At 62.1% G+C, this 24,149-nt stretch carries 18 protein-coding genes and 2 tRNA genes; 19 read left to right on the top strand and 1 reads right to left on the bottom strand.

Annotated features, from left to right (window positions below; all coding sequences use genetic code 11):
* Window positions 1-36: 36 nt before the first annotated feature.
* Complete coding sequence (locus PMW67_RS03480; protein ID WP_233543589.1) at window positions 37-1,023, top strand: PLP-dependent transferase; 987 nt, start codon at window positions 37-39, stop codon at window positions 1,021-1,023.
* Window positions 1,024-1,312: 289 nt separating this feature from the next.
* On the opposite strand, the gene PMW67_RS03475 is transcribed toward PMW67_RS03480, so the two are convergent.
* The gene (locus PMW67_RS03475; protein WP_117862100.1) at window positions 1,313-1,660 is read right to left on the bottom strand and encodes a winged helix-turn-helix domain-containing protein; all 348 of its coding nucleotides are present in this window, start codon (window positions 1,658-1,660) and stop codon (window positions 1,313-1,315) included.
* A gap of 193 nt (window positions 1,661-1,853) precedes the next feature.
* Between PMW67_RS03475 and PMW67_RS03470 the strand changes: the two genes are divergently transcribed.
* From PMW67_RS03470 to coaD, 18 genes are all read left to right on the top strand, one after another.
* Window positions 1,854-3,365: an IMP dehydrogenase gene (locus tag PMW67_RS03470; protein WP_089571691.1), complete on the top strand. Its 1,512-nt coding sequence runs from the start codon at window positions 1,854-1,856 to the stop codon at window positions 3,363-3,365.
* Window positions 3,366-3,734: 369 nt separating this feature from the next.
* On the top strand, window positions 3,735-6,311 hold the full coding sequence (gene leuS / locus PMW67_RS03465) for a leucine--tRNA ligase (RefSeq protein ID WP_271738750.1): 2,577 nt from the start codon (window positions 3,735-3,737) through the stop codon (window positions 6,309-6,311).
* Window positions 6,312-6,568: 257 nt separating this feature from the next.
* Entirely contained in the window at window positions 6,569-7,063 is a 495-nt protein-coding gene (locus PMW67_RS03460; RefSeq protein WP_117629483.1) for a ribosome maturation factor RimP, read from the top strand.
* 1 nt (window position 7,064) lies between these two features.
* Entirely contained in the window at window positions 7,065-8,312 is a 1,248-nt protein-coding gene (gene nusA, locus PMW67_RS03455) for a transcription termination factor NusA (RefSeq protein ID WP_006234042.1), read from the top strand.
* 91 nt (window positions 8,313-8,403) lie between these two features.
* Window positions 8,404-11,118 (top strand): translation initiation factor IF-2, encoded by a 2,715-nt coding sequence (infB, locus tag PMW67_RS03450; RefSeq protein WP_089571695.1) that lies wholly within the window; start codon window positions 8,404-8,406, stop codon window positions 11,116-11,118.
* A gap of 11 nt (window positions 11,119-11,129) precedes the next feature.
* A complete protein-coding gene (gene rbfA, locus PMW67_RS03445) occupies window positions 11,130-11,540 on the top strand; it encodes a 30S ribosome-binding factor RbfA (protein ID WP_006234038.1) in 411 nt (136 codons plus the stop codon).
* Window positions 11,533-12,576: a DHH family phosphoesterase gene (locus tag PMW67_RS03440; protein WP_271738749.1), complete on the top strand. Its 1,044-nt coding sequence runs from the start codon at window positions 11,533-11,535 to the stop codon at window positions 12,574-12,576. The genes rbfA and PMW67_RS03440 overlap by 8 nt, the downstream gene beginning before the upstream one ends.
* A 15-nt stretch (window positions 12,577-12,591) precedes the next feature.
* Complete coding sequence (gene truB, locus PMW67_RS03435) at window positions 12,592-13,524, top strand: tRNA pseudouridine(55) synthase TruB (protein WP_089571697.1); 933 nt, start codon at window positions 12,592-12,594, stop codon at window positions 13,522-13,524.
* Window positions 13,521-14,528: a riboflavin biosynthesis protein RibF gene (gene ribF, locus PMW67_RS03430; protein ID WP_233540419.1), complete on the top strand. Its 1,008-nt coding sequence runs from the start codon at window positions 13,521-13,523 to the stop codon at window positions 14,526-14,528. The genes truB and ribF overlap by 4 nt, the downstream gene beginning before the upstream one ends.
* Window positions 14,521-16,629, top strand: coding sequence for a DNA primase (gene dnaG / locus PMW67_RS03425; protein ID WP_271738748.1), 2,109 nt, complete (start codon window positions 14,521-14,523; stop codon window positions 16,627-16,629). The genes ribF and dnaG overlap by 8 nt, the downstream gene beginning before the upstream one ends.
* 110 nt (window positions 16,630-16,739) lie before the next feature.
* Complete coding sequence (rpoD, locus tag PMW67_RS03420; protein WP_271738747.1) at window positions 16,740-18,065, top strand: RNA polymerase sigma factor RpoD; 1,326 nt, start codon at window positions 16,740-16,742, stop codon at window positions 18,063-18,065.
* Window positions 18,066-18,362: 297 nt separating this feature from the next.
* A tRNA-Asn gene (locus tag PMW67_RS03415) sits at window positions 18,363-18,437 on the top strand.
* A gap of 34 nt (window positions 18,438-18,471) precedes the next feature.
* Window positions 18,472-18,546, top strand: a tRNA-Asn gene (locus PMW67_RS03410).
* A gap of 161 nt (window positions 18,547-18,707) precedes the next feature.
* On the top strand, window positions 18,708-19,097 hold the full coding sequence (locus tag PMW67_RS03405) for an Asp23/Gls24 family envelope stress response protein (protein ID WP_187361832.1): 390 nt from the start codon (window positions 18,708-18,710) through the stop codon (window positions 19,095-19,097).
* Between the two features lie 27 nt (window positions 19,098-19,124).
* Entirely contained in the window at window positions 19,125-20,786 is a 1,662-nt protein-coding gene (locus PMW67_RS03400) for a DAK2 domain-containing protein (protein ID WP_271738746.1), read from the top strand.
* A gap of 10 nt (window positions 20,787-20,796) precedes the next feature.
* Window positions 20,797-22,974, top strand: a complete 2,178-nt coding sequence (gene recG / locus PMW67_RS03395; protein ID WP_271738745.1) for an ATP-dependent DNA helicase RecG — start codon at window positions 20,797-20,799, stop codon at window positions 22,972-22,974.
* A complete protein-coding gene (gene rsmD / locus PMW67_RS03390) occupies window positions 22,971-23,627 on the top strand; it encodes a 16S rRNA (guanine(966)-N(2))-methyltransferase RsmD (protein WP_117842504.1) in 657 nt (218 codons plus the stop codon). The genes recG and rsmD overlap by 4 nt, the downstream gene beginning before the upstream one ends.
* Window positions 23,620-24,117: a pantetheine-phosphate adenylyltransferase gene (gene coaD, locus PMW67_RS03385; RefSeq protein WP_117842503.1), complete on the top strand. Its 498-nt coding sequence runs from the start codon at window positions 23,620-23,622 to the stop codon at window positions 24,115-24,117. Before rsmD ends, coaD begins: the two co-directional genes overlap by 8 nt.
* The last annotated feature ends 32 nt before the right edge of the window (window positions 24,118-24,149 follow it).

The raw sequence follows: 24,149 nt of genomic DNA, 5'->3' as shown, positions 1-24,149 counted from the left end.
GGTTCAGTTTTATTTAAGGGGCGGTGTCGCTTGGACGTGCAGCAGCTTGAAGAGACCTGGGCCGTAAGGGCCGGCGCACGTGAAACGTGTCTTGTTGCGGCCTCGCATGTGCCGGCGGCGCTGTCGATGCTGGGGATTGTGCAGCCCGGCGATCGCTTGGTGGCCTTTGCGGACGACTTTGCCGATGCGTTTGCGCGCGGCTTTGATGCCTGCGACGTTGTGCTCGTGGGGGAGCCGTCGGTTGCGGCGTTTGCTGTTGCATCCGAGGGCTTTGATGTTTCGTTTGAGGTCGAGGGGCCTCACCTGTGGTGGTTCGTCAACTCTATTGGCGGGTTTGGTCTGCGTGTGCCCGACCTTCGCGCTCTGGGCCGCGCGGCTCGTGAGTCGCATGCGTTGCTCGTGGTTGATAACACTGTGTCGGGCGTCTTTGGGTGCAACCCGTTGCGTCTGGGCGCCGTGCTTTCGCTCGAGGCGCTCGACCGCGTGTGTGCCGGCGTTGCGCCGCGCAAGCTCGTCGCCGCTTCGGTGGCGCGCTCGCAGCTTAAGCGCCATCGCGTGGATGCCGCTGCAGAGTGCGCGCACGCGTTGTTTGCGGGCTGCGGTGCGCCCGCGCTTGACCTGTCTGCCGAGGAGACCGACGTGCTAGAACGCGGGCTGGACTCGCTCGATACCCGCATGCAGGCGCACTTCGATCGCGCCCGTGCTCTGGCCGAGTATCTGGCTGCTAACGAGATGGTGTGTAACGTTCGCTATCCTGGGCTGGGTTCGCATCCCGATCATGCGGTTGCAACGGGAATCCTCGAGCACGGCTTTGGCCCGGCAGTTGAGTTTGACCTTATCGTGCGAAGTGCGGGTGAGCTGTTCGACACATTGCCGGGGGAGTTCCGCACGTCGCCCGCCGGCGGTGCAACGACACGCCTTTCGGCCCCACGCGGCAAGCAGGGGGGAACCATCCGCCTCTTCGCCGGCACCGACGACCCCCTAACCGTAGCCGCCGCCCTAGACAACGCCCTCCGCAACTAGCTATTTTGGGGCTTGTCTCGGGGTAGTCTTTTTGGGATGGGCTTTTTTAGCTACTTTGGGACTGGGCCGTGGGGGACTGCGCCACGAAAACGGCCTATCTACTACGTTTAACCCTTAGGGGTCGACCATACCTGCCTTTTTTGAAAACTGGCAAGCTGTCTACCAGCGGTTTTGTTTTCACGAAATCTGGTGTGGTAGAGGGTGTTCAACTAAACGTAGTAGATAGGCCCATTTTATGGCGCGCGTCTTAATTCGTTCGTGCGGCGAATCAATAATCAGACCAAATAGACTACTTTGCGTTGATGCTGGCGATGAGGGCGTCGGCTTTGGTGGCGATGACGTTGTTGATGTCGGTCTGCAGCTCCTCGTAGACCGCTATGGCTCGCTCGCCGGCGGGGGTAAGCGTGGATCCGCGGGCGCCGTCGCGCTCGATGAGCTTGCAGCCCAGCTGTCCTTCGGCCTCGTTCACAATGCGCCAGGCCTTGGAATACGCCATACCCATGCTCTTGGCGGCACGGTTGAGCGAGTGTTCGTGGGCAATACCCTGCAGCAGCAAGACGCAGCCGTGACCGAACACGCCCGGCAGGTCTTTGTCGCACGCTTGAATGACCAACTTTGCCGTCGTCTTGTACTTCATACGCTCCACGTCTCCCCGCTAAAGTGTTTGCTGGGCAAACGCAAAGCCTGCGTCAAACCCTCGTGTGCTCTTCTTAAATCATGCATTGTAGCAGTCAAAGTGCGTTAAGATACTTCCCCAGTATTGGGCGCCCAAGGTTGGGCTGGGTCCTACGAGGCCTGCAGCCGACCGGTCGCATGGAAAAAGGAGAAACATGGCTACGTTCTTTCCCGGTGAGTCCCACACGTTTTCGGAGTATCTGCTGGTCCCTGGCTATTCGTCCTCGCAGTGCATCCCCAACAACGTCTCTCTTAAGACGCCGCTAACCCGCTTTAAGCGCGGTGAGAAGCCGGCAATCACCCTGAACATCCCCATGGTTTCCGCCATCATGCAGTCCGTCTCGGGCGTCGACATGGGTGTCGCGCTCGCTACCGAGGGCGGCCTGTCCTTCATCTACGGTTCTCAGACCCCCGAGTCCGAGGCCGCCATGGTCAAGGCCGTCAAGGATCACAAGGCCGGCTTTGTTCAGTCCGATTCCACGCTGACCCCCGACATGACCATGGAACAGGTCATCGAGCTCAAGGAGAAGACCGGTCACTCCACCATGCCGGTCACCGACGATGGCACCCCCAAGGGCAAGCTCCTGGGCATCGTCACCAGCCGTGACTATCGCCCCAGCCGCGATGACCACCAGAAGAAGGTCTCCGAGTTCATGACCCCGCGTGAGCAGCTTATCGTGGGCGACAAGAACATCAGCCTCAAGGTTGCCAACGACGTCATCTGGGACAACAAGCTCAACGCTCTGCCCATCGTTGACGACAACGATCACCTCATGGGCATCGTCTTCCGCAAGGATTACGACAGCCACAAGACCAACCCCAACGAGCTGCTCGATAACGACAAGCGCTATATGGTCGGCGCCGGTATCAATACCCGCGACTATGCCGAGCGCGTGCCGCTGCTCATCGAGGCCGGTGCCGATGTCCTGTGCATCGATTCTTCCGAGGGCTTCAGCGAGTGGCAGAAGCGCACCATCGAGTGGATCCGCGCCAACTACGGCGAGGACGTCAAGGTCGGTGCCGGTAACGTCGTCGACGCCGAGGGCTTCCGCTTCTTGGCCGACTGCGGGGCCGACTTCATCAAGGTCGGTATCGGCGGCGGTTCCATTTGCATCACCCGCGAGACCAAGGGCATCGGCCGTGGCCAGGCCACCGCGCTGATCGACGTCTGCCGCGCCCGTGACGAGTACTACGAGGAGACCGGTGTCTACGTGCCCGTGTGCTCCGACGGCGGCATCGTCTACGACTACCACATGACGCTCGCCCTTGCCATGGGCGCCGACTTTATGATGCTGGGCCGCTACTTCGCCCGCTTTGACGAGAGCCCGACCGAGCGCGTCAACGTCAACGGCCAGTACATGAAGGAGTACTGGGGCGAGGGCTCTGCGCGTGCCCGCAACTGGCAGCGCTACGACCTGGGCGGCGCCGCGAAGCTCAGCTTCGTCGAGGGCGTTGACTCCTACGTTCCCTACGCCGGTTCCCTCAAGGACGGCGTGGGCGGCACGCTCTACAAGGTCAAGTCCACGATGTGCAACTGCGGTGCCCTCTCGATCCCCGAGCTCCAGGAAAAGGCACGCCTGACACTGGTCAGCTCCACCTCCATCGTCGAAGGCGGCGCCCACGATGTAGTCGTGAAAGACTCTCAGCAAAGCGTCAGCTACCGCTAAGCGGCTTTCCCAAGCACCGCACCTTGCCGTTCAAACCGTCGCTCGCGTACCAAAGTACGCGTCGCTCCTCTTTCACGGCAATCTGCGGCACCTGGAAAACCCGTTCGTGTTAGAACGAGTTTCAGACAAAGGTTGATTCTCAGCCACGTTATTTAGATAAAGCGAGATGCCCGCAAGTCGCAGGCATCTCGCTTGTTGTATTTGCTAGAATCATCCAAGTTAACCCTAGGGTCGGGCGGCTAGGCTTTGCTCGCTGCAAGTTCCGCACGAGCCGAAGGCCACTTAATGTGGCCTTCGTGCGAGCAGGACTGTCCGCAGCAGCGAGCAAAGCCTAGCCGACCGACCCCAGCTAAGATTAAAGGAGCTGATATGTGCGATTGCACAGATCATAAGGACGAGATCCCTGCCTACGACGCGCAGGCCATCGAGTCCAGGTGGATGAAGGCCTGGGAGGACTCCAACCTCTTTGCCGTCGACACCGACGCCAGCAAGCCCAAGAAGTACGTGCTCGAAATGTTCCCGTATCCGTCGGGCGACCTGCACATGGGCCACGCGCGCAACTACACCATCGGCGATGCCATGGCCCGTCAGGCCCGCATGCGCGGCTTTGACGTGCTGCACCCCATCGGCTTTGACGCCTTTGGCCTGCCCGCTGAGAACGCTGCCATCAAGCACAACACGCAGGCTGCCGCCTGGACGTATAAGAACATGGACCAGGCGCTCGCCACGATGAGGCGCATGGGCTTCTCCTACGACCTGGATCGCACCGTTAAGACCTGCAGCCCCGACTACTATCGCTGGGGCCAGTGGATCTTTGAGAAGATGTGGGAAAAGGGCCTGGTCTATCGTAAGAAGAATCCGGTTAACTGGTGCCCCACCTGCAAGACCGTTTTGGCTAACGAGCAGGTGACCGAGGGCAAGTGCTGGCGTTGCGGCACCGAGCCCGAGAAGCGCGACCTTGTGCAGTGGTACTACAAGATCACCGAGTACTCCCAGGAGCTGCTCGACGACCTGGAGAAGCTCCCCGGCTGGCCCGAGCGCGTCAAGCAGATGCAGGCCAACTGGATCGGTCGCTCTGAGGGCGCCGAGGTCGACTTTACCCTGTGCGATGCCGATGGCGAGCCCATCGAGGGCGACGAGGGCAAGATCACCGTCTTCACCACGCGCGCCGACACGCTCTTTGGCGTCTCCTTCTTTGTCCTGGCTCCCGAGTACGCCCGTCTGCACGAGCTCGTCGAGGGCACGGAGTACGAGGCGGCCGTCACCAAGATCGTTGAGGACTCCAAGCACATTTCTGCCGTCGAGCGTGCCCAGGGCACTCTCGAGAAGCACGGTGCCTTTACCGGCCGCTACGTGGTGAACCCCGTTAACGGCGAAAAGGTCCCCGTGTGGGTTGCCGACTACGTCGTGGCTGACTACGGCACCGGCGCCGTCATGGCCGTTCCCTGCGGCGACCAGCGCGACTTTGAGTTTGCCCGCAAGTATGATCTGCCGATCGTGCCGATCATCTTGGACGACGATGATCGCGCTGCCGTCGAGGCCAGCGGCGAGACCATCGATACCTTCCATGCCGAGACCGTCGACTGGGATTGCGCCCACGCTGCCGAGGGCACGCTCGTCCAGTCCGGCAAGTACACCGGCATGCGCGGCGGTAAGCACTCCGAGGGCGAGGCTGCGATCGTGGCCGACCTCGAGGCCATGGGCTGCGGTCGTCGCAAGGTCGAGTTCCGCCTGCGCGACTGGCTCATCAGCCGCCAGCGTTATTGGGGCAACCCCATCCCGGCCATTCACTGCGAGCACTGCGGTATTGTGCCCGTGCCCGAGGATCAGCTGCCGGTGACGCTGCCCGAGAACCTGGACCTGGGCGCCGGCGAGACGCTTGCCGAGTGCAAGGACTTCTACGAGACCACCTGCCCGGTCTGCGGCCGCCCGGCCAAGCGCGAGACCGATACCATGGACACCTTTACCTGCTCCAGCTGGTATTACCTGCGCTATACCGACCCGCACAACACCGAGCTGCCCTTCTCCCGCGAAGCCGCCGACCGTTGGATGCCCGTCGATAACTACATCGGCGGCATCGAGCACGCCATTTTGCACCTGCTCTACAGCCGCTTCTTTACCAAGGCGCTGCGCGACCTGGGCCTGCTGAGTGTGGACGAGCCCTTCACCAACCTGCTGTGCCAGGGCATGGTTAAGGACGAGAACGGCGACACCATGTCCAAGTCCAAGGGCAACGTCGTGCCCCCGAGCTCGGTCATCGAGCCCTACGGCGCCGACACCATGCGTCTGGCGATCCTGTTTATCGCCCCGCCCGAGAAGGACTTCGACTGGGATCCCAAGGCCGTTGAGGGCGCCAACCGCTTCATTAAGCGCGCCTGGCGTATCGTTTGGCAGCTCGTCCAGTCCGGCGACGCCAACGTGGCCTTCGACAAGTCCGCGCTCGACGAGACCGCGATGAAGCTCTATCGCGAGCGTCACCGCACTATCGCCAAGTGCACCGAGGACTTTGACCGAGGCCAGTTCAACACCGCCATCTCGGCCGTCATGGAACTCGTCAATGCCGCGAGTGCTTACCTCAATGCTACTGAGGGCGCTTCCCGTGACAAGGCGATGTGCTACGGCGTGGCTAAGGATATCGTGAGCGTCCTTGCCCCCATCTGCCCGTTCTGGGCCGACGAGCTGTGGCATGAGGCGCTCGGCTGCGAGGGCAATGCCTACACCGCCGCCTGGCCCGAGTTCGACTTGGCCGAGTCCATCGAGGACACGGTGCAGATCGTCGTACAGGTGCTCGGCAAGGTCCGCGGCCGCATCGACGTCGCCCGCGACGCCTCCAACGAGGAGATGCAGGCTGCCGCTGAGGAAGCCGTCGCCAAGTGGCTCGAGGGCAAGACGGTCGTCAAGGCCATCTGCGTGCCCGGCAAGCTGGTCAACCTGGTGGTCAAATAAGCTCTGCGTGTAAAGCTGACATGCAATAAACGAGGGACGGTCCGGTTGGGTCGTCCCTCGTTTTGTTTTGCCTGCCCAAAGCGCCCGCGGTCAATTGTTCTATTCTTGTGGAGAACCTGTGCGCACGCTGACCTGCAGATTCGTACTGTGCTTGCGCGTTTCCGCAGCTATTGGTATAGTTTGCTTGCAAATGAAGTTGTATTGAAAGAAGTGGGGTTTCGGCCCCGCTTCTTTTTTGTATGGATGGAGGTGCCGCAATGGTCAAGACCAAGACCGAGCAGGCGATCATCGACGCGCTCGAGGCCGTTGCTCCCCAGCACGATGTCGACATCGTCGACGTCGAGCTCGTGGGTGCCACCAAGGCCCCCTGCGTGCGTGTGCGTATCGAGGGTGCCGAGGGCCAGAGCCTGTCGCTCAATGACGTCACGGCCAACACCAAGTGGGTCGGCGATGTGATTGAGGAGCTCGATCCCATCTCTTCGAGCTATACGCTCGAGGTGTCGAGCCCGGGTATGGCGCGCCCGCTGCGCCGCCCGTGCGACTTTGCCCGCTTTGTGGGCGAGAACTGTGAGCTCACCTCCACCGCCACCGAGGGCCGTCGCAAGTACGCCGGCAAGATTGCCGCTGCGACCGAGACCGACGTGACCCTCGAGCTCGAGGACGGCGAGTCCGTCACCCTCGATTTCTCTGATGTTAAAAAGTGCAAGTTGAAGCCCACCTACGACTTCAAGCCCGCGAAGGAAGGAAAGTAAGATGGCAGCATCCGACATGATGTCCGCCCTGATGGAGCTTTGCCAGGAGAAGCACATCGACCAGCTCTACCTGATCGACCGCCTGGAGCAGTCGCTCGCCAAGAGCTATGCCGAGATCCTGCATCTTGAGTGGGGCGCCAAGGTGACCATCGACCGCACCACCGGCAAGATCTACGTCTACCGCCTGGAGCCGATCGACGATTCCATGGACGAGGAGGGCAACTTCACCGAGTTCGAGGAGATCGACGTTACCCCCAAGAACACGAGCCGCATCGCTGCCCAGCACGCCAAGGCCGAGATCAACGCCATCGTGCGCAACTCCGCCCGAGAGCAGATCTACGAGGAGTTCTCCGGCCGCATCGGTGACCTCATCAGCGGTACCGTGCTGCAGTCCACGCCCGACTTCACGATTGTCAAGATTCGCGAAGGCGTCGAGGCCGAGCTGCCGCACTTCGATCAGCGTCGTTACGAGAACGAGCGCAACGAGCGTCCGATGGGCGAGCGCTACCTGCACAACCAGCACATCAAGGCCGTGATCATCGACGTTCGCGACCCCAACTCCAACCTGCAGCCGGTTCGTGGCGAACACAGCCGTCCGCCGATTGTCATCTCCCGTACCCACCCTGAGCTCATGCGTCGTCTGTTTGAGCAGGAGGTGCCCGAGATCTATGAGGGCACCGTCCAGATCAAGTCGATCGCCCGCGAGCCCGGCCAGCGTTCCAAGGTCGCCGTCCACTCGCTCGACGACCGTCTGGATCCCGTGGGCGCCTGCGTCGGCCCCAAGGGCAGCCGTGTTCGCGCTGTCGTGGGCGAGCTCCGTGGCGAGCGCGTCGACGTCATCCTGTGGGATGCCGATCCTGCCGTCTACGTTGCCAACGCCCTGTCGCCTGCCAAGGTCACCCGCGTCCTCATCGACGAGGAGAAGGCCTACGCCGGCGTCATCGTGCCCGATGACCAGCTGTCCCTCGCCATCGGCAAGGAGGGCCAGAACGCCCGCCTCGCTGCGCGCCTGACCGGCTGGCACATCGACATCAAGTCCGAGACGCTTGCCGCCGACATCCTCAAGAACGTTCCCGTTCACGAGGAGCCCGCCGCCGACCTGATCGGTGACGAGGAGGACGAGGACGTCCGTCGCTGCGAGTACGTGTCCGAGGACGGCATCCAGTGCCGCAACCAGGCCCGTCCCGGCTCCCGTTTCTGCGGTGTCCACGACACCGACGCCTTCGATGATGCGGAGGACCTGATCTAGCGCGCGGTCGCGCCGGGCAGGTCCCGGCGCATCTCCCACGCTCGTTCAGTCTCTAGGCACCCAAGGTGCCAGAAAGGGTAGGTGAAGTCATATGGCAAAAGTCCGTGTGTCCACCCTGGCCAAAGAGTTCGGCATGACCTCTAAGGAACTGATGGGTCATCTCGCCGATATGAAGATTCCCGCTAAGTCCGCTTCCTCCACCTTGGAGGATGCCTACGTTGCCATGGTCCGCAAGCAGCTCGCCTCGGTGATTGAGGCCCGCGCTCAGGAAGTCGAGGCCGCCAAGCAGGCCGAGGAGCAGGCGGCTGCCGCCGAGGAGGCCGCCCGCGCTGCCGAGGCCGAGCGCGAGCGCATCGCCGCCGAGAAGGCCCGCGAGGAGGAGCGCCGCCAGTTTGCCGCAGCCCAGGCTGCCGAGGAGGCTGCCCGCGCCGAGGCCGAGGCCAAGAAGAAGGCCGAGCAGGAGCGCCTTGCTCGCGAGAAGGAGGAGGCTGCTCGCGAGGCCCAGCGCCGCGCCGTTCCCGCTTCCGACTCCGGTTCGCGCTTCCGTTCGCTGCTCGACCAGATCGCCGCACAGGAGACCGTGCTCAAGGAGAAGAAGGACGCCGAGGACAAGGCCAAAGCTGAGCGCGCCGCCGAGCGCGGTAACCGTCGTGGCGGCAACAACGACCGCCGCGGTGGCCGTCGTAACGATCGCAACGCCTCTGACAACAACTCCGAGCGCAACGCCTCCGAGAGCCGTCCGCACAGCCATCGCACCAACGCCAGCAACAACGTCGCTGCCGGCATGGACTTCCCCAACCCCGATAAGCAGGGCAAGGGCAAGAAGCGCAAGGGCGGTCACAACAACGAAGAGGACCACTATAGCCGCATGGCTCGCGAGGCCGAGGAGTATAGCCGCGAGAAGGTACTCGAGGAGGCTCGTGCTGCCGTCGAGGAGGCCTCTCGCGAGTCCACCGGTCGCCGCAAGAAGCGCAAGGAGAAGCGCGAGCGCGAGGCTGCCAAGGCTCAGGAGGAGCGCAAGATAGAGGAGGCGCTGGCCCAGGGCGTGAACCCCGAGGAGCTCGACGCCATCAAGGTCTCCCAGGGCGTTACCGTCCAGGAGCTCGCCGAGGCGCTCGACGTTCCGGCCAACGACATCATCAAGCGCCTGTTCCTACTGGGTACGCCGCTCACCATGACGCAGTCCATGTCCGATGACCTTGTCGAGCTCGTTGCCGACGACCTGGGTCGTCAGATCAAGATCATCACCCCCGAGGAGGAGAACACCTTCTCGTTCTACGACGATCCCGCCGACCTTAAGCCGCGCGCCCCGGTCGTCACCGTCATGGGCCACGTCGACCACGGCAAGACGAGCCTCCTCGACGCCATCCGTCACACCGGCGTCGCTGCCGGCGAGGCGGGCGGCATTACCCAGGCAATCGGCGCTTCGCAGGTTATGATCAACGACCGCAAGATCACCTTCATCGATACCCCGGGCCATGCCACCTTTACGGCCATGCGTGCCCGTGGTGCCAAGGTGACCGATATCGTCATTCTGATCGTGGCTGCCGACGACGGCGTCATGCCCCAGACCGTCGAGTCGATCAACCACGCCAAGGCCGCCGGCGTACCCATCGTCGTCGCCGTCAACAAGATCGATAAGCCGGGCGCCAACCCCGACCGCGTGCGCCAGGAGCTCACCGAGTACGGTGTCATCCCCGAGGAGTGGGGCGGACAGAACATGTTCGTCAACATTTCGGCCAAGCAGAAGATTGGTATCGATGATCTGCTCGAGACCGTGCTGCTTCAGGCCGACGTGCTCGAGCTCAAGGCCAACCCGGACACCTTTGCCTCCGGCAACGTCCTCGAGGCCAAGCTCGACAAGGGCCGCGGCTCGGTCGCTACCGTGCTCGTGACCCGCGGTACCCTGCACGTGGGCGATACGCTGGTCGCCGGCCTCACCTACGGCCGCGTCCGCGCCATGCTCGACCCCAAGGGCCGCGCCGTCACCGAGGCCGGTCCCTCCGACGCCGTCGAGATCCTGGGCCTGCAGTCCGTGCCCAACGCCGGTGACGAGTTCCGCGTGTTCGAGGACGAGCGCGAGGCTCGTGCCCTTGCCGACGAGCGTTCGCTCAAGGCCCGTATCGAGGAGCAGAGCCGCGTCAAGCACGTCACGCTCGAGAACCTCTTCGAGACCATTGCCGACGCCGAGGTCAAGGAGCTCAACCTGATCATCAAGGCCGACGTCCAGGGTTCCATCGAGGCCCTTCAGGATTCGCTCGACAAGATGGATCAGTCCGAGGTTCGCATCAACACGATCCACTCCGCCGTTGGTGCCATCAACGAGACCGACGTCGTCCTGGCCGACGCCTCCAACGCCATCATCATCGGCTTTGGCGTCCGTCCCGACGGTAAGGCCCGCTCCGCCGCCGAGCGTGAGGGCGTCGAGATCCGTTGCTACGACGTCATCTACAAGTGCCTCGAGGAACTCGACGCTGCCCGTATCGGCATGCTTAAGCCCACCGAGGTCGAGGTCTCCACGGGTACCGCGACCGTCCTTGACACCTTTAAGGTGCCCAAAGTCGGTATCGCCGCCGGTGTCCGCGTCGAAGAGGGCGAGATCGCCGCGACCGATTCCGTGCGTCTGGTGCGCGACGGCATCGTGGTCTTCAACGGCAAGATCGCCTCGATGCGTCACTACAAGGACGAGGCCAAGAGCCTCAAGAGCGGTTCCGAGGGCGGCATTGGCCTGGAGAACTTCCAGGACATCAAGCCCGGCGACCAGATCGAGGGTTACCGTATCGACCAGGTTGCCCGTACCGAGTAGGGGGTAGCGCTATGAAGCAAACGCAGGCAACCCGCCGTCTGGGCGAGCAGCTTCGCGAGAAGCTCGGTTATATCCTGCTCTTTGAGGTTTCCGATCCGCGTCTCGACCTGGTTACTTTGACCGCGGTCGAGGTCGCGGTGGACCGTTCGTTCGCGCGCGTGTACGTGTCGTGCGATGCGAGCCGCTACGATGAGGTCATGGAGGCGCTCGCAAGCGCCAAGGGCCGTATTCGCAGCCTGTTGGCTCGCTCGCTCGATTGGCGTGTTACGCCCGAGCTCGATTTTCGCATCGATCGTTCGACCGATGAGGCCGAGCGCATCACGCGTGCGCTGGAAAACGTTCCCGCCACGCTTGCGATCGAAAAGGACGAGGACGGCTATCCGATAGCGGATGCCGCCCAGGAGGCAGCTTTAGATGACTAATTCCGCCGACCTCACCTCGTGCGAGTCTGCAGATATTCAGCGACGCATCCTCGAGCTCATCGAGGGTGCGTCCTCCATTGCGATTTCGGGACACACTTCTCCCGATGGCGATGCCTTGGGCTCCGTTTTGGGTCTGGGCCTTTCGCTCATGAAGTTTTTCCCCAACAAGGACATTGCGCTGCTGCTGGCAGATGATGACCCAGTTCCGCGCATTTACCGCTTTATGGAAGGCTCCGATCGCCTGACGCCGGCATCTGCGTACACCGACAATCCGGACCTGTTCATCTCGGTGGACGTGCCGGTCGTCGAGCGTCTCAATAATTCCGCCGAGGTGCTTCGTCGCTCCAAGCATGTGGTGTGCTTCGATCACCATCCGGCGCGCGAGGAGTTTGCCGAGCTCAGCCTGAGGCGCGTCGAAGCTGCAGCCTGCGCCATGATCATCGACCGCTTCTTGGACAATTGCGGCATTGTCGCACGTGATGGCGTTGCGACCTGCCTGCTGTGTGGCTTGGTTACCGATACCGGCCGTTTTCAGTACCAAAACGCCGATGCAGCCGCGTTCCATGCAGCCTCGCGTCTGGTTGCCCACGGTGCCGATCCGGCGCGTGTGGCACTCGAGGTTTACCAGAGCATGCGCGTTGAGTTTTTGCACCTCAAGTCCATCGTTATGGGCCGCATTAAGACGGTGGCCCACGGGCGCGTCGCGTATAGCTACGCGTACCAGAGTGACCTTGAGGCCTGCGGTGTCACCTCGGACGAGTGCGACGGTCTGGTTGACGTGGTGCGCTCGGTGATGGGCGTCGAGGTCTGTCTGTTCCTGAAGGGCATTGAGGGCGATACCAAGGTGCGCGGCAACCTGCGCTCCAAGGGCGACCTCAACGTGTCCGAGATCGCTGCTGCCTTTGGCGGAGGCGGACATCCCGCTGCCGCCGGTTTCTCCAACAACGGAACGATTCTCGAGACGCTTACCGTGGCACTTCCCATGCTGGCCGAGCTGGTGGGGGAGGATCCCGCTTCGGTGACCGTCGAGCTTTAACTTTTTGGATGGTACATGGCTCGTCGTACGCCTTCTCAACTGAATATGCTGCTCGCCGTCGATAAGCCGGTGGGCTGCACGTCCCACGATGTGGTTTCGAAATGCCGACGCGCCCTCCATGAGCGGCGCGTCGGCCATGCCGGCACGCTCGACCCCATGGCATCGGGTGTCATGGTGGTGGGTGTGGGCCAGGCCACCCGTCTGCTGGGCATGCTAACCCTCGATACCAAAAGCTATGTCGCCGACATTTCGTTTGGCGCCGAGACCAATACCGATGATGCGGAGGGCGAGGCGGTCCGCACGGTGGCTGTTGCCAACGAGCTCCGCGATCCTGCCTATGCCCGTGAGCGCTTGGCCGCTATGCTGGGTCCGCAGATGCAGGTGCCGCCGGCGTTTTCGGCTATCTCGGTCAATGGCGTTCGCGCCTACAAGTCTGCTCGCGAGGGCAATGCGGTGGACCTACCTCCGCGCCCCGTCGAGGTCTATGCCGCCGACCTGATCGCCGTGGGAGGCGAAGGTGATACGTGTGTGTGGACCGTGGCGTTCTCAGTGAGCAAGGGTACCTATATCCGTGCGCTCGCTCGCGATTTGGGCCGCGCCTGCGAGAGCGCCGCGCACATTTCCGCGCTGCGCCGCACGGCCTCCGGTGTTGTTTCCATTGGCGCTTGTCATGCGGTCGAGGAGCTTTCTCCCGAGTCCGCGGCTGGCTTTGCCCTGGATCCCATTGCGGCCTTGGGCGCCACGCGTGTTGACTTGCCGGGCAATCTTGCCGACGACCTGCTCTGCGGCCGACGCATTCCCGTTGAGCGTGCGCTTGCCGATTTCGATTCCGCGAAGGCGCCTTTTGCGTTGGTGCTCGATGGGGGACTCAAGGCGCTTGCCCGCATTGAGAGTGGCCGCTTTGTCATGGAGCACGTGTTTCCGCAGGCAATCGGCGGTGTTCGATGATGTTGTCCGCTCGTGAGCTCGCGCGTATCTTTTTCGAGGGCGAGTCGGACGAGGCCCGCATCGTCACTGCCGATGCGTTTGATGAGTGCGAGCACTTGGGTGCTGCATCGATTGCCATCGGCGTGTTCGATGGTGTGCACCGTGGACACCAGGAACTCATCGAAGCGCTTGTCCGTGATGCCCGTGCCCATGGCTGCAAGGCGGTCGTGGTCACTTTCGATCCCGATCCGGACGTTGTGGTGAGTCCTTCGCCCGCTCAAAAACTGATGACGACGGCCGACCGTCTACATGCCTTGGCTCAGACCGGGGTCGATGCAGTGGTGGCCGTTCCCTTTACGCCTGAGGTTGCGGCACTCGACCATGTTGGTTTTCTCACACTGTTGTCACGCGTGGTCGACATTCGTTCGATTCGCGTTGGCAGCGATTTTAGGCTGGGTCGTGGCGGTGCTTCTGGTGTTGCCGAGATGCGCGTCTGGGGTTCCGAGCACGGCGTTGACGTGTATGGTCACGATCTGCTTTGCGAGGGCGGTGAGGCCATTTGCGCCACCCGCATCCGTCATGAGCTGGGACAGGGCCATGTGGAGCTGGCTGCTGAGTTGCTCGGCCGCCCGTATATGCTGCGCGGCGGTGTTGTTCGCGGCCGTCACGAGGGCTCTGGCATGGGCTTTCCCACGGCAAACCTGCAGGTTTCCGACGGCATTCAGGTGCCTGCCGATGGCGTGTATGAGGGCCTGGTGCTCGTCGATGACACCGTATGGCCTGCTGCCGTTAACGTCGGCCTGCCGCCGACGTATGCCGACGATGCCGCTTCATCGCATCTCGAGGCTAACTTAATTGGTTATACGGGCGACCTGTACGGCGCTTCCGTTTCGCTGGCGTTTACGCGCTGGCTGCGTCCCTCGCGTGTGTTCGAATCGCTGGATGAGTTGATCTCGACCGTCGAGGGTAATATCGAGGATATTCGTCACAACTTGGGCGAGCAGGGGGTGAGTATCCGTGATTAGCGATGATGAAAAAGACCAGGTACGCGCTGCGTCCGACCTAGTTGCCATCGTGCAGGAAACGGTTGAGCTCAAGCCCCGCGGCCATGAGTTTTGGGGTTGCTGCCCCTTTCATGGCGAAAAGACGCCGTCCTTCCACATTATCCCCGCCACACAGGTGTGGCATTGCTTTGGCTGCGGCGAGGGTGGCGACGTCTTCACCTATATCATGAAGCGCGAGAACCTGAGCTTTCCCGAGTCAATCCGTTATTTGGCCGATCGTGCAGGTATTGAGCTGCACGACACCGGAGATCGCCGCGAGCGCGGTACCAAGCGTGCCCGCATCTACGATCTGTGTGCCGAGACCGCCCAGTTCTACCACACCATGCTTATGCGCGGTAAGGATGGCCGTCCACGTGAGTACTTTGCCAGCCGCGGCATGGGCGGCGACGTCTGCCGCCGCTACTGCCTGGGCTTTGCGCCGGGTCGTAATATGCTGGTGGCTCATCTGTCGCAGGCGGGCTTTACTCCGCAGGAGATGATCGACGCCAACGTTGCCGTGAGTCGAGGGCGCGGGCAGCTTGCCGACCGCTTTTACGACCGCGTGATGTTTCCCATCTTTGATGAGCAGGGTCACAATATCGCCTTTGGCGGGCGTATCATGGGCGATGGTCACCCCAAGTACCTCAACACTGCCGAGACGAGCGTGTTTCATAAGAAACGAAACCTCTATGGCTTTAACTGGGCCAAGGAGTTTATCGTTGCGCAGGATACCGCCATCGTGGTGGAGGGCTATACCGACTGCATCGCCTGTTGGGAGGCGGGGATTAAAAACGTTGTCGCCACGCTGGGCACCGCGCTCACGGAGCATCACGTCAAGACGCTCACCCGCTTTGCTAAGCGCATCGTGTATATGTTTGACGGCGATGCCGCCGGTCAAAAGGCCGCTCGCCGTGCGATTCAGTTTATCGAGCAGGATTCGATGGACCTGCGCTGCGTGGTGCTGCCCGACGGCAACGACCCCATGGAGTTCATCACGGCGCATGGTGGACAGGAGCTTCAGGCGCGCATCGACGCTGCCGAGCCGCTCATGGACTTTGTCTACCGTTCGCTGCAGGAGTCGAGTGACATCACCACGCCGGGCGGTCGTGCCAAGGCGCTGGAAGATGCGCTGACGCTTATCTATCCGCTGCGCGATAGCTATATGATCGACACATACTTTATCCAGATTGCCGATCTGCTGGGCTTGGATCTGGAGACGGTTCGCGCGAGTTCGGGTCGCGTGTTTCGCGATGTCGCCAAGCGCGAAGATGCGGAACGACGTCGTGAGCAGAACTATGAACGCCAGCGGGCGCAAGCCGAGCGCTCTGGTAGCGCGGGCGGTCGGACGTCTGGTTCGCAGGGGGCATCTCGCGGTGCTTGGGCATCGGGCGCGACGCCGCCGGTGTCCGCGCCGGTCGAGGAGGAGCCGTACGACCATGTCCCGCTCGATGCCTACGGCGCCGCGCCCGTGGAGCTCGTCGACGATCTGCCGCCGATCGATGTGCCTGATGATATGGGTGCTGTGCCTGTGACTGATGGTTCGGGCGCTCCGGCTGCGGCGGCGCCGATGGTTCTTACTGATCTTGAGCGCAAGTCCTTGGCAGGGGAGCGCGAGCTGTTGACGATGCTCACGAGCTACCCCGACCTGTTCCGCACGTATGCCGACCGCATCTGCTCTATCGAGTGGGTTGACCCACGTCACGAGTCCATCGCATGGGCCGTTCTGGCAACGCCGCCGGGAACCGATCCTGCAGCCTGCATGGATGCGGCGCGCTCGGTGTGTCCCGAGGCGGCAACGCTTGTGAGTGCCGGGCGCATCTCGGCGACGAGCAAGCACCCCACCGAGACGAACATCGTGTTTATGCTTGATACGCTCGAGCTCTACACCATCAAGCGCCGCATGCGTGCCGCACAGGCCAAGCTGCGCCAGGACCGTTCGCTCGATGATGAAGCCCGTCGCGCGCTGACCGTGCAGGCCGCGCAGGATTCGCAGCGTCAACGCGAGCTGCAAAAGTCGATCGGCGGCGTGGCGGACCCGTTCCGTTTGATCGGTATGGAGGCCGCAGGCACCGAACAGGCCTAGATGTTGTGGTCAACCAGCGTATTCTCGCCTATATCCAGTCCTCTTTTTGGGTATAGACGTCTATGTGTGTGCTAAAGTATTGAGTCCTGTGGACTATGAAGGGAGAATCTGTGCCAAAAAAGACTGAGAGCACGGGTACTGGGCTGGAATCCTACGTTGCAAAGCTCATGGGCAACGGCTCAAACAGGACTTCGGTAACCGAGGACGAGATTCAGGTCGCCCTGAAGGATATCGATGTTTCTGACGAGCAGCTCACCGCGGTGTATTCCGCGCTGCGCAACAGCGGCATCCAGATTATCTCCGCGAGCGGTAACGACGACGCCCCCATGGACGTCGACGATGACGATAACGATACCGATACCGACGATTTTGATGACGACGACGAGCACGAGCTCAAGATGGCCCGTCAGGCCGACGCCGAGATGGGTTCTTCCAAGAGCAAGAAGAAGCGCACCGTGCGCACGTCCCGTTCACGCTCCCGCGTGCGTGGCATCGATGCCTCCACGGTGATGTTGACCGGCGATCCGGTTCGTATGTACCTCAAGGAGATCGGCAAGGTCGACCTGCTGACCGCCTCCGAAGAGGTCGATTTGGCCATGAAGATCGAGGCCGGTCTCGAGGCCACCGAGAAGCTCGAGGCTGCCGATGCCGGCGAGCTCGAGCTCACGCGTGCCGAGATGCGTCGTCTTACGCGCATTGAGAACGTGGGCCTCGAAGCCAAGCAGGCACTCATCAGCGCAAACCTGCGTCTGGTCGTTTCCATCGCCAAACGCTATGTCGGCCGCGGCATGCTGTTCCTTGACCTGATCCAGGAGGGCAACCTCGGTCTGATCCGCGCTGTTGAGAAGTTCGACTACCAGAAGGGCTTTAAGTTCTCCACGTACGCCACGTGGTGGATCCGTCAGGCCATTACGCGCGCCATTGCCGATCAGGCCCGTACCATCCGTATTCCCGTGCATATGGTCGAGACCATCAACAAGCTCGTCCGCGTGCAGCGCCAGCTCCTTCAGGACCTGGGTCGCGACCCGACCCCTGAGGAGATCGGTGCCGAGATGGACATGAGCGCCGACCGCGTCCGCGAGATCCAGAAGATTTCGCAGGAGCCCGTGTCGCTCGAGACCCCCATCGGCGAGGAAGAGGATTCCCAGCTGGGCGACTTCATCGAGGACTCCCAGGCTATCGTTCCGCCCGATGCCGCCAGCTTCTCCATGCTGCAGGAGCAGCTCACCCAGGTGCTCGACTCGCTTGCCGATCGTGAGCGCAAGGTTATCGAGCTGCGCTTTGGCCTTGTCGACGGGCATCCCCGCACGCTCGAGGAGGTCGGTCGCGAGTTTGGTGTCACGCGCGAGCGTATCCGCCAGATCGAGTCCAAGACCCTGGCCAAGCTTCGTCACCCGAGCCGCAGCAGCAAGCTCAAAGACTATATCGAGTCTTAGGGTTACGGCGTTTTACCAAACGCCGTAACTGGCCGACGCTGCGCGGACACCAGAGCGACAACTTGTCATTCAAAGAGGACGGCATGACCAGAAGGTCTATGCCGTCCTCTTTTCATGCCAATTTGTTCGCTCTGGTGCCCGCTCGCTGGCATTGTCAAAACATCGGCGTTTCCGTTGCCGGTGCCGGCAGTTAGGCCGTCCCCAAGGGATCAAGGCTAGAAAATTTCTCAAAAAAGTTCTTGCCCTGTGCCGATTCGTCCGTATAATAAACTTCGTTGCTTGAGAGCACGCACCTATTCCTCGGTAGCTCAATGGTAGAGCACGCGGCTGTTAACCGCGCTGTTGTAGGTTCGAGTCCTACCCGGGGAGCCAGAATTTCTCAGCCCATTCCGCTGGGCTTTTAAATTCCTCGGTAGCTCAATGGTAGAGCACGCGGCTGTTAACCGCGCTGTTGTAGGTTCGAGTCCTACCCGGGGAGCCAGGTTGTAAAACCCGTCGCTTATGCGGCGGGTTTTTTCATGCCGCGACCACTTGACTCGAACGTTGCCATATCAACATTTCGTGTCGAGGATGTAATCCCGCGACCCACCACCTCAACATGGCGCGGTCGTTGTAGAATATTGCAATGATTGCTCCCACGACATGGTGCCGCGAGCACCAGATAAGGAGATTCTTGTGTCTGAGACCATTAACGGCAGCCTGAGCGTCTCGAACGACGTTATTGCCGATATTGCCGGTTATGCCGCGATGACGTGCTATGGCGTCGTCGGTATGGCTGAGCAGCTCCAGGGCGCCGAGAGCGTGCGCCTGCTTGCCGGTCAGCGCCTCCGCAAGGGCGTGCTTGTCTCCGCCGACGAGAACGGCCTTACGGTCGATCTTCACGTCGTGCTCGAGAACGGCGTCAACATGAAATCCGTCTGCCACAATCTTTCGAGCTCCGTTGCCTTCACCCTGCAGGAGATCGCCCAGATCGATCCCGCCAGCCTTAAGATCGGCATCCATATCGACGCGCTCAAGAGCCGTCTGAACTAGCATCCGAAAACGGAGATTTAAATACCCATGATTGCAAAGACCATTCGCACCTGTTTTCCGATCGCTGCGGCTGCCGTTTCCGACAAGGCCGAGGAGATCAACAAGCTCAACGTCTTTCCCGTGCCCGACGGTGACACCGGCACCAACATGTCGCTCACGCTCGCCTCGGTGACCAAGGAGCTTTCTGCCCTTCCCGCCGACGCCGACATGGAGGCCATCGCCGGCGCCATCACCCACGGCTCCCTGATGGGCGCCCGCGGCAACTCCGGCGTCATCACCTCGCAGATCTTGCGCGGCGTGGCCGAGGGCCTTGTCTCCGCCGACGAGCCCATTACGTCCGCCAACATCGCCTTCGCCTTCCGTCGTGCCGTCAAGGTTGCCTTCCAGGCCGTCCGTAAGCCCATCGAGGGTACGATCCTCACGGTGTTGCGCGATGTCTCGACCAAGGCCGACGAGTGCGAAAAGAAGAAGTTCTCGGCCGAGGACGCGCTCGACGCCATCGTCGTCGAGGCCTACCAGTCCGTCGCCCGCACGCCCGAGCTGCTGCCCGTTCTGAAGGAGAACGGCGTGGTCGACTCCGGCGCCTTTGGCTTTGCTATTTTCCTTGAGAACTTTGTTGCCGCCGCTCTTGGCCGCAGCACCGTTGTCGAGGATTTCTCCGCCACGTTTGATTCCGCCTGCTCTGCACGCGATGCCGCTCTTGGCCGCGTTGAGATCGAGGCCAACGACGATTGGGAGGGCTCGGAGTTCCGCTACTGCAACGAGTTCCTCTTTAAGGCCGACGCCCCGTTTGACGAGGATGAGTGCCTTAAGTTCCTGGGTTCCATGGGCGACTGTGAGCTACTCGTGGGCGCCTACCCCGATTACAAGATCCACGTGCACTCCAACACCCCCAACCTGGTGCTCGAGCACATGCTTCAGCTTGGTCAGATCTACGAGGTCTTTATCCACAACATGGAGATGGAGGCCCACGACCGTACCGCCAAGATTCATGAGGACCAGGAAAAGGCCGCCGAGCCCGCCAAGGCGCTGGGCTTTGTCGCCGTTGCCGCTGGGTCCGGCGAGGCAGACATCCTCAAGTCCCTCGGCGTCGACGTGATCGTGTCGGGTGGTCAGACCATGAACCCCTCGACTGCAGACCTGCTGGGCGCCGTCGACCAGGTCAACGCGACCTCGGTCATCATCCTGCCCAACAACGGCAACATCCGCATGGCCGCTGAGGCCGCTGCCTCAGCCTGCACCGACAAGAAGGTCGCCGTCGTTCCCACCAAGACCGTTCCGCAGGCCTTCTCCGCGCTGTTCGCGGTCCTGCCCGATTCCGAGCTCGAGGATGCCGTCGCCGCTATGGTCGACGCCATCAGCGAGGTCCGCGATGGCGAGGTCACCCGCGCCGTGCGCGACTCCAGCGCCTCCGACGGTTCGCCAATTCACTCCGGTGACGTCATGGGCATCATTGCCGGCTCCATCGATGTGGTCGGCTCCGACGTGAAGCAGGTCACGCTCGATTGCATCAACCGCATGCAGGAGGAAGAGGAGGGCGACGCGCTGACGATTCTGGCCGGCGAGGAGCTGTCCGACGAGGCCTTCCAGGAGATCGTCGACGCTATCGAGGAGGCTCAGCCCGACCTGGAGATCGACGCCCATCGTGGCGAGCAGCCGCTCTATCCCGTGATCTTCTCGATCGAGTAGGCATCTGCCCATGTCCGAGCTCTGCTCCGTGCCGCGCGTCTCGGATCGCTTTGCCCAGAGCAATGCGCTCGACGAGGATATCGCGCGACTCAAATATGTTTCGGGTAAACGTGAGGAGGCCCTTCGCCGTCTGGGAATTCGGACGGTGGGGGACCTCCTTCTCCATATCCCTCATCGATACCTGGACTTTACGCGCTCCTGGTCCATCGAGATGGCGCCCATCGGTACCGTGTGCACCATCATCGCCACGGTCGACCGTATCGTTCAAAAGAAGCCGCGTCCGCGCATGCAGGTGACCGAGGTCTCACTCGTTGACGAGACGGGCGTGCTGCAGGTCGCCTTTTTCCGTCAGCCTTGGATTGCCCAGCAGCTTAAGCAGGGCGACCGCCTGGCCGTGATGGGCAAGGTCGAGTTTGCCTACGGTTTTAAGCAGATGGCCTCGCCGCACTTTGAAAAGCTTGATGACGGGCGTGCTGCGGGCACCATTTTGCCGGTCCATTATGTGAGTGACGGCCTGAGCCAGGCATGGATGCGCCGCATCGTAAGTGGCGCGCTCGAGGTCGTCGGCAATCCCTTCGACCCGATTCCCGCACGCTTGCGCGTTAAACGTCGCCTGATGAGCGATGCTCGTGCGCTTCGATCGATCCACTTTCCTTCGAGCATGGCTGAGCGCGATATCGCGCGCGCACGGCTTGCCTACGAGGAGTGCCTCTACCTGCAGCTGGCGCTGCGCCTGCGCAACGACGGCAGCCTGGTCGATGTGGTGCCCTACGCCCACGCCGCGGGCGAGCACCTGGCCGCGCTTAAGCAGGCCCTGCCGTTTTCTCTGAGCGACGAGCAGGAGGCCGCGTTCCAAGATATCCTGCGCGATATGTGCGATGGCGGGCGCGTGATGAACCGCCTGCTGCTGGGCGATGTCGGTACCGGTAAGACCGCCGTTGCCGCCTGCGCGCTGGCTGTGGCTGCCGATAGCGGCACGCAGGCCTGCGTTATGGCGCCCACGGGCGTGCTGGCGCGTCAATATGCCGATAAGACCGGCCCCTTGCTCTTGCAGGCTGGCATGACCTGGGCGCTCCTGACGGGCGCCACGCCGGCGGCCGAGCGCGAGCGGATCCATGCCCAGCTGGAATCGGGCGAGCTCGATGTCCTCTTTGGCACCCACGCGGTGCTTTCGGATAACGTGGCGTTTAAGCATCTGTCGCTCGTGGTCATCGATGAGCAGCACCGGTTTGGCGTCGGCCAACGCAACGCCCTGCGTGCGAAGGGCCCTGGTGCCGATCTGCTCGTTATGACGGCAACGCCCATCCCACGTACGCTGGCGCTTTCGGTCTACGGCGATCTGGACACGAGCATCATCCGCCATCGGCCCGTCCCTGGCGCTGGCGTGACGACACGCGTGCTTACCGAGTCGAGCCGCGACCTTGCCTATGGCGCCATCCGCGAGGCGCATGAAAAGGGTCAGCAGGCCTACGTGATTTGCCCGCTCGTGGAGCCGAGCGACTCGGCCGATGAGCTTGAGGATGTGCCCGGTATCGTCCGTGACGACGAGGGTCGCGTAACCGTGCCCGTGCCGCTGCACGATACGGCAACCGAGCTCGACCGCCTACGCCTGGCGTTGCCGGGGCTTACCATCGAGCGTCTTCACGGCCGCATGCCGGCAGGGGAGAAGGATCGTGTGATCGACGCCTTCAAGCGCGGCGAGATCGACGTGCTCGTTTCGACCACGGTGGTCGAGGTGGGCGTCGACGTGCCCAACGCCACCGTCATGGTCATCGAGAACGGTGAGCGCTTTGGCTTGGCGGCCCTGCACCAGCTGCGCGGCCGCGTGGGCCGCGGCAGCGTGTCGGGCACCTGCCTGGTCATGACGCACTCCAAGGGCAACGGCGGCGCTTCGGCGGCGCAAGACCGTCTCCAGTCGCTCGAAAAGACCTCGGACGGCTTTACGCTCGCCCAGATGGACCTTCGTCTGCGCCACGAGGGCGAAATCCTGGGGTACCGCCAGCATGGCGGGGTGACCCTGCGCTTTGTCGACCTGGATGCCGACGAGGAGCTGATCGAGTGGGCCCATTTGGACGCAGTCGAGCTCTTGCGGTATGCTTGCAACCTTGACTCCGTGGCGACGCGCCCCCTGCGCGATGCGGTCGCCATGCGATATCGACACATTTTTAAGGAGGTCAGCGGAGGATGAGAATCATCGGCGGCGAATGGCGCGGTCGTAAGATCGAGGAGCCCCGTGGTCGCGATGTCACCCGCCCCACGACCGATCGCGTGCGCGAGGCATGCGCATCTATGGTCATGTCGGCATTCGACTTCGATCTGGACGAGGTCCGCGTGCTGGACGCCTTTGGCGGCTCCGGCGCCTTAGGGTTAGAGATGCTCTCACGTGGTGCCCGCTCACTCACGACGTTCGAGATCGATCGGAATGCCGCGCGGCTCATTACCAAGAATATCGAGTCGCTCTGCCGTGACCGTGCGCGTTGGCGCGTGGTAACGGGCGACATGCTGGCGAGTGCCTCGCGCGGTCGTGTGCCGGGCGGCCCCTTTGATCTGGTCCTGCTCGACCCGCCCTATGCTTTTGGTGCCGAGCCGGTCGAGATACTGCTGCAGAACCTGGCTCAGCAGGGTCTGCTTGCACCTGGCGCTTATGCCCTGTTTGAGCATGCCGCCGCCGATGCGGGCGCGCATCCGGCAGGCTTTGAGATCGTGCGCGAGAAGCGCTACGGCATTACCTCGGTCGACCTGCTTCGTTGGGTCGGCGATGACGATGGTGAGGAAGATTGCACCGGCACCGATGCTCACAACAACGATGCCATGACGGTTCAGGAGAACGCCCATGAGTGACACCATCAACCGCGTGATCGTCCCGGGCACCTTCGATCCCATCACGTTTGGCCATATCGACGTCATCCGCCGCGCCCGCCGCATCTTTCCCAGCGTGATCGTCGCTGTCGCCGAGTCGCAGGGTAAAAACGGTGTGGGCACCACGTTTATGCTGGATGAGCGCGTGGCGCTGGCTCGCGAGGCGCTCGGTGATATCGACGGCGTCGATGTCCTGCCCTTTACCGGCCTCTTGGTCGACTTCGCTCGCGAGCAGGGGGCGGGGGCCGTGGTCAAGGGCCTGCGCGCCATGACCGACTTTGAGTACGAGCTGCAGCAGGCAGACCTCAACTATCGCTTGGATAACGAGCTGGAGTCCATCTTTGTCATGAGTGCGCCGCAGTACGGCTATATCTCGAGTTCGGTCGTTCGCCAGATCGCCTCGCTCGGCAGCGATGTATCGACGTTTGTCCCGCCCAACGTGGTCGAAGCGCTCAGACACCGCTTTTCGTGACGTTTTTTATTGCCTGGTGGCATGTGGTAAAC

Source organism: Collinsella aerofaciens, assembly GCF_028209395.1.
Classification (GTDB): domain Bacteria; phylum Actinomycetota; class Coriobacteriia; order Coriobacteriales; family Coriobacteriaceae; genus Collinsella; species Collinsella aerofaciens_AZ.
This window is presented reverse-complemented; position numbering and strand designations above follow the sequence as displayed.